A 13,966-nucleotide genomic window follows, 5' to 3' on the forward strand; every position below is an offset into this window, starting at 1 on the left:
ATGAATTTCGACGGTAAGGGTGAGATGGAGAACGTGGTCGTGCCGGTTTCGGACGAGGATCTCTTTCCGCTGTCGCCGGCGCAGCTTGGCATCTGGTATGCCCAGCACCTTGATCCCGCGACGCCGATCAACATCGCCCAGTATGTCGAGCTTCATGGCGACCTAGACCGCGATGCCCTGCTGCAGGCCAGCGTCGACGCCGCCGCCGAGATGGGCGCTGGCTTCCTCGTGATCACCGAGCACGACGGCGAGGCGATGCAGCGCGTCGACCGCTCGCTTGCCGCGCACGAAGAGCTGATCTACGTCGATCTGCGTGCCGAAGCCGACCCCGACGCCGCCGCCCAGGCGTGGATGCGTGCCGAGTACGGCCGCCCGCTCGACCTGCTTTCCGATCGCCTCGTGCAGTCGGCCGCCCTGCAGTTGGCCGACAACCGCTGGTTCTGGTACCTGCGTGCTCACCACATCGTCCTCGACGGTTTTTCGGCTAGTACCTTCGTTACCCGCATCACCGAGCTTTACACCGCCGCCGTCACCGGCACACAAGCGCCGACGTCCAAGCCGGGCAGCCTGCCTGAGTTGGTCAACGCCGAGTTCGACTACCGCACGTCCAGCCGCGCCAAGGCTGACGAGGAGTACTGGACCGAGCGCATCATCGGTCTCGCCAACTCGGGCAACACCCTCGCGACCCGCACCCCGTCGGCTGGCCTGCTGCATCAGACCCACAGCGCGGCGCTGACGCCCGATCAGGGCGACCTGCTGCAAGCGGCGTGCGATCGCCTTGATTCGACCCCGGCCGCGCTGCTGCTCGCCGCCGTCGCCGCGTACCTGGCCCAGTGGACCGGCACCGAAGACGTGACGCTGAGTCTGCCGGTCACCGCGCGCACCACGGTCGCGATGCGCCGGGCAGGCATGGTCGCGTCGAACATCGTGCCGCTGCGGCTGACGGTCGCCCCCGAAACCACGGTTGCCGCGCTGCTGAAGGACGTGACCGTCGCGGTGTCGGGCGCGCTGCGTCACCAGCGGTACCGCCACGAAGACATCCGCCGCACCGCCGACGCGTCCGGCGTGATTGACGCTGGCTTCTTCGGCCCGCTTGTCAACATCATGCTGTTCAACGACGAGGTGACCCTCGGTTCGACGACCGGCAACATCCACATCCTCGCAACGGGCGCGGTCGCCGACCTGTCGGTGAACCTCTACCGCTCCCAGGGCGGCGTGCGCACCCACGTCGACCTGCAGACCAACCCGGATAACTACACCGAAGACGAGGCGAGCCGTCATCACGGCCGCTTCCTTGAGTTCTTCGATCGCTTCCTCGCTGCCGCCGATGACCGCACGGTGTGGACGCTGCCGCTCACCGGCGCTGCCGAGCTTGAGCGAACCACGTTGGGCTGGAACAACACTGAGCATTCGGTGCCCGACGTCACACTGACCGAACTGCTTGACGCCCAGGTCAGCAACACCCCCGATCGCGTTGCTGTCGAATTCGATGGCGAGACGCTGACGTACGCCGAGCTGGGTGCCCGCGCGAATCAGCTCGCCCGTCACCTCATCGCCGCTGGCGTTGGCCCCGAATCCCTTGTCGGCGTTGCCATTTCCCGTTCGGCCGACTTCGTTGTCGCGAGCCAGGCCGTGCTGCGTGCCGGTGGCGCTTACGTGCCGATCGACCCGGACCAGCCTGCCGAGCGCAACGCGTACATTCTTGAGTCGAGCACGCCGGTGCTCGTGCTCAGCAAGTCGCAGACCGAGCTTGAACTGCCGTCGGGCTTGCGTCGCGACGACCTGGATTCCGTTGAGCTTTCCGGTTTTTCGGCCGAACCGGTCACCGACGCGGAACGACGCGCGCCGCTGCGGACAACCAACACCGCCTACGTCATCTTCACCTCCGGCTCGACCGGCCGCCCCAAGGGCGTTGCCGTCAGCCACCACGCGATCGTCAACCAGCTGCGCTGGATGCTCGACGAGTACCGCTTCACCGCTGACGATGTGTACCTGCAGAAGTCGGCGGCCACGTTCGACCTTTCGGTGTGGGGTTATTACCTGCCGCTGCTCGCCGGTGCCAAGCTCGTTGTCGCTGGCGCGGACGGCCATCGCGACCCGGCGTACGTCGCCGAGCTGATTCACCGCACCAGCGTGACGGTCACCGACTTCGTTCCGTCGATGCTCACGCTGTTCGCCGCCCAGGCCACACCCGAGCAGTGCGCCTCGCTGCGCGAGATCTTCGTGATCGGCGAAGCGCTGCCGCCGCAGACCTGCGCCGCCTTCGCCGCGATCAGCGACGCCGGGCTGCACAACCTGTACGGCCCGACCGAGGCCGCTGTCTCGGTAACCCATTGGACGCCAACCGATTTCGACGCCGCTGTTGTCCCGATCGGTGTGCCCGAGTGGAATGTCGAAGTCTACGTACTTGATTCGCGCCTGCGCCCGACGCCGATCGGTGCGTCCGGCGAGCTGTACCTGAGTGGCCGCCAGCTTGCGCGCGCCTACCACGGCCGCCCTGACCTGACCGCGGACCGCTTCGTCGCCAACCCCTTCCAGCCCGGCGAGCGCATGTACCGCACCGGCGACCTCGTCCGCTGGGCTGAGCGTCCGGACGGCGTCGGCGTGCTTGAGTACATCGGCCGCACCGACTTCCAGGTGAAGTTCCGTGGTCAGCGCATCGAACTCGGCGAGATCGAAACCGTGTTGCTCGCGCATCCGGCGATCAACCAGGCCGTCGTTCTCGTTGTCGACACCGCGACCGGCCAGCAGCTCGTTGCCTATGTCGTGCCGACCGCTGGCATGACCGTTGATCAGGTTGAGACAACGCGTTTCGCTGGCACGCAGCTTTCGGCGTACATGGTGCCCGCGTCGATCATGGTGCTCGACGAACTGCCGCTTAACGCGTCGGGCAAGTTGGATCGCAAAGCGCTGCCGACGCCGATCTTCGCCGCGCGGACAACCGACTACCGCGCCCCGCGCGATCACGCGGAAGAGATCGTCGCTGGCATTTTCGCCGACGTGCTCGCCCAGGACATGGTCGGCATCGACGACAGCTTCTTCGAGCTGGGCGGCAACTCGCTGGTCGCCACCCAGGTCATGGCCCGTATTTCGGCCGCGTTCGGCGTGCGACTCGGAGTGCGCGCGCTGTTCGAAGCGCCGACCGTCGCCGGGATCGCCGCGCGCCTCGCCACCGCTGTCCCGTCCGCCGCGACGCCGCTCGTCGCGCGGAAACTGCATGCGCAAGTTCCGCTTTCGCCAGCGCAGCAGCGCATGTGGTTCCTCAACCAGTTCGACCCGAACTCCCCCGCCTACAACGTGCCGTTCATCGTCCGCGTCAACGGCGCGGTCAATATCGACGCGTTCGCCGCCGCGCTCACCGACGTGATCGAACGCCAGGAATCGCTGCGCACGATCTACCCGCAGTCCGGTGACGCTGGCTACCAGCACGTCCTGCCGATGTCGCAGGTTGAACTGGGCATCGACGTCGACCGGGTCGCTGAAGCCGAACTGCCCGCCGAACTGCTTGACTTCGCGCGCCAGGGCTTCGACGTGACCCGCGACCTGCCGATTCGCGTGCGGATCTGGGAAGTCGCTGGCAAGCGCGAATACGTTGTGGCCGTCGTGCTACATCACATCGCCGTCGACGGTTTCTCGTTCGGGCCGCTCGCCCAGGACATGGCGCAGGCATACCTGGTTCGCAACGCGAAGCTTGAGCCGAGCTGGGCTCCGCTGCCGGTGCAGTACCGCGACTACACGCTGTGGCAGCGCGAATTGCTCGGGTCAGAGCAGGACGAGCAGTCGACGGCGTCGCGCGAAATCGCGTACTGGAAGTCCGCGCTCGCCGAGCTGCCCGATCAGCTCGACCTGCCTACCGACCGCCCGCGCCCTGCGGTGCAGAGCTTCCGTGGTGGTCGCGTCAACGGCGAAATCCCCGCCGACCTGCACGCCCTGCTGCTCGGGGTTTCGCGTGCGCGCGGGACGTCGATGTTCATGCTGCTGCACAGCGCGCTTGCCGTGCTGCTCGCGCGACTGTCCGGCACCACCGACATCGCGGTCGGCACCCCGGTCGCCGGTCGTGGTGAAGCCGCGCTCGACAACCTGATCGGCATGTTCGTCAACACGCTGGTGTTGCGTACCGAGGTCGACAGCGCTGTCTCCTTCGCCGAATTCCTTGCCAACACCCGCGAATCCGACCTTGGCGCGTTCTCGCACGCGCAGGTGCCGTTCGAGCGGCTCGTTGAGGTGCTTAACCCGCGCCGGTCCCAGGCCCGTCATCCCCTTTTCCAGGTGATGCTCACGGTGCAGGACTTCCACCAGGTCAACGTCGACTTGGACGGGCTCACCGTCCGCGCTGAAGAACTGGCCGTCGACGTCGCCCAGTTCGATTTACAGTTCGCCGTTTCCGAGATCGCTGACGCCGAATCGGCGGCTGGCGGCATGTCGCTTGTCCTGACCTACGCGACCGACCTCTTCGATGAGGCGACCGCGACGCAGATCATGCGCCGCTGGATTCAGGTGCTGCGTACCGTCGCCGCCGACGTCACCATTCCGGTCGCCGACATCGACATCCTCGACGAGACCGAGCACGACGACCTGATCGCGCGTGTCGGACTGCCCGCCGAGCCCGAGCGCACCCTGCCCGCGCTGCTCGCTGACGCCGCCGCGGTCGACCCGATGGCACCCGCGGTGGTGTTTGACGGGCGAAGTCTGTCTTATGCCGAGGTTGACGCGCACTCAAACCGCTTGGCGCGCTTGCTTATTGAGCGTGGGATCGGTACCGAGGACGTTGTCGCGGTTACCGTGCCCCGTTCGACGTGGTCGTACCTGGCGACCTGGGGCATCACCAAGTCCGGTGCCGCGTTCTTGCCCGTCGCCGCCGATCTGCCGAGCGACCGCATCGACTACATGCTCACCGACTCGGGCACCCGCGTTGGCGTGACGGTGTCGGCGGTGCGTGACCAGCTGCCCGATTCGGTCGACTGGGTCGTGCTCGACGAACTCGACCTGACCGCGTATTCGCCTGCGCCCGTTACCGATTCGGACCGTCTGCGCACGCTGACGCCGGAGAACCGCGCGTACGTGATCTACACGTCGGGTACCACCGGTCAGCCCAAGGGCGTTGTTCTTCCCCACTCCGGTCTCGCGAACTTCGCCGCCGAGCAGCGCGACCGCTACGGTCTCGATAGTTCAACGCGCGCACTGCATTTCGCGTCGCCAAGCTTCGACGCGTCGATCCTGGAATTCCTGCTCGCCATTGCTGGCGGCGGCGCGCTCGTCGTCGTCCCGCCGGGCATGTACGGCGGTGCTGAACTTGCCGACCTGATCCGCGAAGAGCACGTCACCCACGCGATGCTGACACCGTCGGTGTTGGCGTCGATGGACGCGACCACGCTGACCGGCCTGCGGGTGGTAATCGCCGGTGGTGAAGCGGTTTCGGCCGACCTCATCGCCAAGTTCGCCGCTGACGGCCGTCAGTTCTTCAACGCGTACGGCCCGACCGAGGCGACCGTCGCATCCAACATCTCCGACGCCCTGTCCCCCGGCGATCAGGTGACCATCGGCGCGGCGATTCGCGGCATGCACGCGCTCGTGCTCGATGCCCGCTTGCGGCCCGTTCCGGTGGGCGTCGCGGGTGAGCTCTATCTGTCGGGCGTGCAGTTGGCGCGCGGCTACCTCGACCGCGCCGCGCTCACCGCTGACCGGTTCGTCGCTAACCCCTACGGCGACGGCACCCGCATGTACCGCACCGGCGACGTCGTGCGCTGGACCGCCGACGGCACCGTCGAATACGTCGGCCGCTCCGACTTCCAGGTGAAGGTCCGCGGTTTCCGCATCGAACTTGGCGAAATCGACGCCGCGCTCACCAGCGACCCAAGCATCGACTTCGCCGTCACCATCGGCCACACCGGCAGCACTGGCGTGACCGCGCTCGTGTCGTATGTCGTTGCGGCGCAAGATCATTCGATCGACGTTGCCGAGGTGACGAGCGACCTGACGCGTCGCCTGCCCGCCTACATGGTGCCGTCGTCGATCATGGTGATCGACGGAGTTCCGCTCACCCCGACGGGCAAACTCGACCGTCGCGCCCTGCCCGAGCCGGTGTTCGAAGTGCGGCAGTTCCGTGCGCCGTCGACGCCGATCGAAGAGATCGTCGCCCAGATCTTCGGCGAGGTGCTGGGCATCGAGCGCGTTGGTTCCGACGACGACTTCTTCACCCTCGGCGGTAACTCGCTGATCGCGACGCAGGTCGCGTCGCGCCTTGGCACCGCGCTCGACACGCGCGTGCCGGTGCGGATGCTGTTCGAAGCGTCGACGGTTGCCGCGCTCGCCGCGCGCGTTGAGTCGCGTGCAGGCGCTGGCGCATGGCGTGAGCTGGTCGCGCGCGAACGTCCGCAGCGCGTTCCGCTTTCGCTCGCCCAGCAGCGCATGTGGTTCCTCAACCGCTTCTCCGTCGACAGCGCCGAAGCCGCTGAGTCGGCGGTCAACAACATCCCGATCGCGATCCGACTCTCCGGCGAACTCGACATCGCCGCACTGCAGATCGCGGTGATCGACGTGATCGACCGGCACGAGTCGCTGCGCACGGTGTTCCCGGAAACCGCCGACGGCCCGGTCCAGGTGATCCTCGACGCCGCCCGCATTACCCCCGACCTCACGCCGGTCCCGGTCAGCGAGGCCAACCTCGTCAGCGAGCTGATTGAGCTTGCTGGCCTTGCCTTCGACGTGACCAGCGAAGTGCCGTTGCACGCCCGCCTTTTCGAGCTCAACGAGTCGGAATACGTGCTCGCGATGGTCGTGCATCACATCTCGACCGATGGTTGGTCGATGACCCCGCTCGCCCGCGACGTGATGGTCGCCTACGCCGCGCGCGCCCTGTGGGAGCAGCCAGCGTGGGCCAAGCTGCCGGTGCAGTACGCCGACTACGCGCTGTGGCAGCGTGAGGTGCTCGGGTCCGAAGACGACCCGAACTCGTTGCTGTCCAACCAGATTCGCTACTGGACCAACCAGCTCGCCGAACTGCCGGTTGAGCTTGTCCTGCCGTCGGATCGCCCGCGTCCCGCCGTCGCGAGCTACCGAGGCGGCAGCTACCCGTTCGTGATTTCCGAACAGACGCAACGTCGCCTCACCGACATCGGTCGCGAGCACAACGCGTCGCTGTTCATGGTGATGCACAGCGCGTTGGCTGTGCTGCTCGCCCAGCTTTCGGGCACCGACGACATCGCGATCGGCACCCCGGTCGCCGGTCGTGGTGAAGCCGCACTCGACGACCTCGTCGGCATGTTCGTCAACACCCTTGTGCTGCGCACGCGCCTTCGCGGCGAGGCAACCATCGCCGACCTGCTCGCCGACGTCCGCGACACCGACCTGCACGCGTTCGCCCACGCTGACGTGCCGTTCGAACGTGTCATGGACGCGCTCAACCCGCCGCGTTCCCAGGCTCGCCATCCCCTTTTCCAGGTGATGCTGTCGTTCCAGAACCTGCCGGACAGCACCTTCGAACTCCCCGGCCTGCGCGTGACGCCGCTGGACTACCAGTCGGGCACGGCGAAATTCGACCTGTCGCTGACCATCCGCGAATCGGATGATGAGCAGGCGGGCATGCTTGCCGAATTCGCTTACGCGACAGACCTTTTCGATGCGGCCACGGTCGCCCAGTTCGCCGAGCGCTACCAGCGCGTACTCGCCTTGATCGCGGAGAACCCGGCGGCGAGCTTGCGCGAAATCGACCTGCTCGACGACGCGGAACGCGCGCTTGTGCTGCGTGAGTGGAACCAGACGGACTACGCGGTGCCCGCGCAGGTGAGCGTGCTCGACCAGTTCGAGACCGTGGTTCGCACCAGCCCCGACGCCATCGCGTTGACCTTCGATCCCGGCGATGACGCGCCCGCACAGCAGCTGACCTACGGCGAATTTGCCGCGCGGGTGAATCAGCTCGCGCGGCACCTGATCGCCGAGGGCGTCGGCCCCGACGACCTGGTCGCCGTCGCGATGCACCGCTCGCTCGACCTGCTCGTCGCGATTTACGCGACCATCACCGCGGGCGGCGCGTACGTGCCGATCGACCCCGACCACCCGGTCGAGCGCATCAACCACGTCATCAACACCGCACGTCCGGCCGCGATCCTGACCACCGGTCACGACAACGCGACCGAACTCGGTGACGGTTCGGCGCGCACCTTGCTGATCGACGAACTCGACCTCACCGCGTACTCAACCGCGCCGGTCACCGATGCCGATCGACGCGCGCCGCTGCGGTCCGACAACACCGCCTACGTGATCTTCACGTCCGGTTCGACCGGCCGCCCGAAGGGTGTCGCGGTCACGCATTCGGCGATCATCAACCGCCTCGTCTGGATGCAGGCCGAGTACGGACTCACCACCAACGATGTCGTGCTGCAGAAGACCCCTGCCACGTTCGACGTTTCGGTGTGGGAGTTCTTCTGGCCCTTGCAGATTGGCGCGGAACTCGTCATCGCGACCCCCGATGGCCACCGCGACCCCGCCTACCTGACCCAGGTGATCATCGACAAGGGCGTCACCACCGCGCACTTCGTTCCGTCGATGCTCGCGGCCTTCGTCACCGCGCCCAACGTGGGCAACTGCGTCAGTCTGCGCAATGTCTTCGCGTCCGGTGAAGCGCTGCCCGCGCAGACCGCACATCAGTTGCGCGAACTCACCGGCACCGCGCTGCACAACCTTTACGGCCCGACCGAAGCGGCCGTCGACGTGACCTATCACGAGGTTGTCGACACCGACGCCATCGCGGTGCCGATCGGCAAGCCCGTCTTCAACACGCAGGTCTATGTCCTCGATGGCAGCCTGCGCCCGACGCCGGTCGGGGTGCGCGGCGAGCTTTACCTCGCTGGCACGCAGCTGGCTCGCGGTTACACACGCCAGCCAACGCTGACCGCTGACCGCTTCGTCGCGAACCCGTTCAGCCCCGGCGAGCGCATGTACCGCACCGGCGACCTCGTTTCCTGGAACGCCGCTGGCGAGCTGGAATACGTCGGCCGCACCGACTTCCAGGTCAAGCTGCGCGGTCAGCGTATTGAGTTGGGCGAGATCGAGACGGTGTTGCTCGACTTCGCCGACGTTTCGCAGGCCGTCGTGCTTGTTGTCGACACCCCGAACGGCCAGCAGCTCGTCGCTTACGTGGTCGGTGCCGGCGTCGACCCTGCCGAGCTGACGCGCTTCGCCGCTGACCGGTTGCCGACCTACATGGTGCCGACCGCGATGATGGTGCTCGCTGAGTTCCCGCTCAACACCTCGGGCAAGTTGGATCGAAAAGCGTTGCCCGCGCCCTCATTTGAGGTGCGTGAGTTCCGTGCGCCGGTCACCCCGATTCAGGAGATTGTCGCTGGCGTTTTCGCCGACCTGCTCGGCGTCGCCCGTGTTGGCCTCGATGACGACTTCTTCTCCCTCGGCGGCAATTCGCTTGTCGCTACCCAGGTCACCGCGCGACTCGGCGCGGCGCTCGACACCGACGTGCGCGTACGCACCCTGTTCGAAGCGTCGACGGTCGAAGCGCTCGCACAGCGCCTCGCCAGCGAGGCCGGGCAGGGCGGGCGGCTGCCGCTGCGGCGACGGGACCGCGACGAGCTCGCGCCGCTGTCGTTCGCGCAGCAGCGCATGTGGTTCCTCAACCGCATGGACGCCGAATCGGCGATCTACAGCCTGCCGTTCGCGATTCGCCTCAGCGGCTCGCTCAACATCGCCGCGCTGCAAGCCGCGATCGCTGACGTTGTGGAGCGGCATGAGTCGCTGCGCACGATCTTCCCCGACTCCGACAACGGACCAACCCAGGTCGTGCTCGACGCTGACGGCATCGTCGGCGAGCTGCGCCCGCTCTCGGTCGTCGGCGGCAACGTCATCGAGCAGATGATCACGTTGGCTTCGTCGGGCTTCGACGTGACCGCCGAAGCCCCGATTCGCGTTCGCCTGTTCCAGCTTTCGAGCTCGGAATACGTTCTCGCCCTTGTGCTTCACCACATCGCGGCCGACGGTTGGTCGCTCGCACCGCTCGCGCGCGACATCATGGTCGCTTACGCCGCGCGCAATGCCGGGCACGCACCCGAGTGGGCTCCGCTCGCCGTGCAGTACGCCGACTACGCCGTGTGGCAGCGCGCTGTGCTTGGCGCTGAAGACGATCCGGAATCGGTGATTTCGGCGCAAACCCAGTACTGGGCAACACAATTGGCCGGTCTACCCGACGAGCTGGTGCTGCCCGCCGATCGTCCCCGTCCGCCGGTCGCCAGCTTCCGCGGCGGCCAGGTGACAACCGAAATTTCGGCCGATACGCAGCAGCGGCTAGTTGAGCTGAGCCGCAAGCACAACGCTTCGGTGTTCATGGTGCTGCACGGCGCGCTCGCCGTGCTGCTTTCGCGACTGTCGGGTTCGGACGACGTCGCGATCGGCACCCCGATCGCGGGCCGTGGTGAGCAGGCGCTCGACGACCTCGTCGGCATGTTCGTCAACACGCTGGTGCTGCGTTCCCAGGTCGATGGCGGTCAGTCGTTCACCGAGTTCCTCAAGCAGGTCCGCGAAACCGACCTTGCTGCCTTCGGCCATGCCGACGTGCCGTTCGAACGTCTCGTTGACGTGCTCAAGCCCGCGCGTTCACAGGCTCGCCACCCGTTGTTCCAGGTGGTGCTCGCTGTCCAGAACGTGACCCAGCCCGTACTCGAACTCGACGGTCTCACGGTCTCGGCGGAACCGCTCGACGTTGAACTCGCCAAGTTCGACCTCCAGTTCGCCCTGCGTGAGATCGACGGCGGCGGCTGGACCCTCGACCTCGCCTACGCGACTGACCTGTTCGATGAGTCGACCGTCGCCGAACTCGGCCGTCGCTGGGTTCGCGTGCTCGAAGCGATCGCGGCTGACCCGTCGGTCGCGGTTGGCGACGTGCCCATCCTCGGCACCGACGAACGCGCCGCGCTGCTCGACCATCGCGGCCCTGCCGCCGAGCCCGCGTGGACCCTTCCTGAGCTGCTCGCCGAAGCCGTCGCGACGGCTCCGGACGGCCCCGCGGTGGTGTTCGACGGGACAACCCTGTCTTACGCCGATGTCGACACGCGCTCGAATCGCTTGGCGCGCTTGCTGATTGAGCGTGGCGTCCGCGCCGAAGACATCGTCGCGGTCACCGTCCCGCGCTCGACCTGGTCGTACCTCGCCACCTGGGGTATCACCAAGTCCGGCGGCGCGTTCCTGCCGATCGCCGCCGACCTGCCGAGCGAGCGCATCGAATACATGCTCGCCGACTCCGGCGCGCGCATCGGCGTGACCGTTTCCTCGGTGCGCGACCAGCTGCCCGACTCGGTCGACTGGCTCGTGCTCGATGAGCTTGACCTCGACGCGTATTCCGATGCGGCAGTGACAGATTGGACCCGCACGCGGTCGCTGCAGCCGCAGCATCCCGCCTACGTCATCTACACGTCCGGCACGACCGGTCTGCCCAAGGGTGTCGTCGTCAGCCATGCCGGTCTGGCGAACTTCCGGGCCGAGCAGAACGAGCGCTACGGGCTCGATACCGGTACTCGCGCACTGCATTTCGCGTCGCCGAGCTTCGACGCGTCGATCCTGGAATCCCTGCTCGCGGTCGGCGGCGCTGGCGCGCTCGTCATCGTGCCGCCGGGCGTGTACGGCGGTGCCGAACTTGCCGAGCTGATCCGCGACGAGCAGGTCACGCACGCGATGCTGACCCCGTCGGTGCTCGCGTCGATGGACGCGTCGGCGCTCGCTGGCCTGCGCGTTGTCATCGCCGGTGGTGAAGCTGTCTCGGCCGACCTGGTCACCAAGTTCTCCACCGGTGACCGTCGGTTCTTCAACGCCTACGGCCCGACCGAGGCGACCATCGCGTCGAACATGAGCGATGAGCTCGTTCCGGGCGACCGCGTGACCGTTGGTGCCCCGATTCGCGGCATGCGCGCGTTCGTCCTCGACGGCCGGTTGCAGCCCGTTCCGGTGGGTGCGACAGGTGAGCTCTATCTGTCGGGCATCCAGCTCGCGCGCGGTTACCTCGACCGCGCCGCGCTGACCGCCGACCGCTTCGTCGCCAACCCGTTCGCCGATGGCGAGCGCATGTACCGCACCGGCGACGTCGTGCGCTGGACCACCGACGGCACTGTCGAATACGTCGGCCGCTCCGACTTCCAGGTGAAGGTGCGCGGTTTCCGCATCGAACTTGGCGAGATCGACGCCGCCCTGACCGTTGACCCGAGCATCGACTTCGCCGTCACCGTCGGCCACACCGGCACCACCGGCGTCACGTCACTCGTTTCGTATCTTGTTCTCGTCCCGGGCTATTCGATCGATATCGCCGATGTGACCGCCGACCTCGGCCGTCGCCTCCCGAGCTACATGGTGCCGTCGGCGCTGATCGTGATCGATCAGGTGCCGTTGACGCCCACCGGCAAGCTTGACCGTCGCGCGCTGCCCGCGCCGGTGTTCGAAGCGCGTCAGTTCCGTGCGCCGTCGACACCGATCGAAGAGATCGTCGCTGGCATTTTCGGTGACGTGCTCGAACTCGATCGCGTCGGTGCCGATGACGACTTCTTCACCCTCGGCGGCAACTCGCTGATCGCGACCCAGGTCGCGTCGCGTCTTGGTGCCGCGCTCGACACGCGCGTTCCGGTGCGAATGCTGTTCGAAGCGTCGACGGTCGAGTCGCTCGCGGCGCGCGTGGAAGCGCACGTCGGTGCCGGGGCCCGCCCCGAACTCGTCGCCGCTGAGCGACCCGCGCTCGTGCCGTTGTCGCTCGCGCAGCAGCGCATGTGGTTCCTCAACCGCTTCTCCGCTGACAGCGCGGATGCGACCGAGTCGGCCGTCAACAACATCCCGATCGCGATCCGTCTCACCGGCACGCTCGACGTGGCCGCGATGCGCGCTGCCGTGCTCGACGTGATCGAGCGCCACGAATCGCTGCGCACGCGCTACCCCGAGGTGGACGGGCAGCCGTATCAGGAAGTCGTTGCCGTCGCGCCGGTCGACCTCACGCCGGTCACCGTCACGGAAAGCGAACTGCCGCAACGACTTACCGAACTGATGCTGTCGCGCTTCGACGTCACCACCGAGGTGCCGTTGCGTGTCGCACTGTTCGAGCTGAGCCCGACCGAGCACGTCCTAACCCTGGTCGCCCACCACATCGCGGCCGACGGTTTCTCGATGGGCCCGCTGACCCGCGACGTGATGGTCGCCTACACCGCCCGCGTTGGCGGCGGCGCGCCCGGCTGGACGCCACTGGCCGTCCAGTACGCCGACTACGCGCTGTGGCAGCGCGCGGTGCTCGGTGCCGAGGACGACGCGAACTCGGTGATCGCCAACCAGATTCGCTACTGGGCCGACGAATTGGCCGAGCTGCCAGACGAACTCGTGCTCCCCGCCGACCGCCAGCGACCCGCCGTCGCCAGCTACGCCGGTGCGACGCACCCGTTCACGATCTCGGCCGAAACCCAGCGCGGCTTGATCGAACTGGGTCGCGAACACAACGCGTCACTGTTCATGGTCATGCACAGCGCGCTCGCCGTGCTGCTCGCGCGCATGTCCGGCACCGACGACATCGCGATCGGCACGCCCGTCGCCGGTCGTGGTGAGGCCGCGATCGACGACCTGATCGGCATGTTCGTCAACACCCTCGTCCTGCGCACGCGCGTTGCCGGTGGCGAAACCATCGGCGACCTGCTCGCCCAGGTTCGCGAAACCGACCTGGCCGCGTTCGCCAACGCCGACGTGCCGTTCGAGCGGCTTGTCGAGGTGCTCAACCCGGCCCGTTCGCAGGCGCGACACCCGCTGTTCCAGGTGATGCTGTCGTTCCAGAACCTTGGCCAGCTCAGCTTCGAACTGCCCGACCTCACCGTTGCCGCAGTCGATTACGAGACCAGCCTCGCCAAGTTCGACCTGCAACTGATGGTGCAGGAACTCACCGACGAAACCGGCGCGCCCGCTGGCATGTCGGCCGCGTTCGCCTATGCCACCGACCTGTTCGATC

At 67.0% G+C, this 13,966-nt stretch carries 1 protein-coding gene (running past one end of the window); it reads left to right on the forward strand.

Annotated elements, in window-relative coordinates:
• Window positions 1-13,966, forward strand: the 5' portion of a protein-coding gene (locus IEX78_RS10725) for a non-ribosomal peptide synthase/polyketide synthase (RefSeq protein ID WP_188828760.1). The gene runs 23,018 nt beyond the window's last position; only the first 13,966 of its 36,984 coding nucleotides appear in the window; it begins with the start codon at window positions 1-3; the stop codon falls past the right edge of the window.

This window comes from Nocardia camponoti (assembly GCF_014646135.1).
Lineage (GTDB): Bacteria > Actinomycetota > Actinomycetes > Mycobacteriales > Mycobacteriaceae > Nocardia > Nocardia camponoti.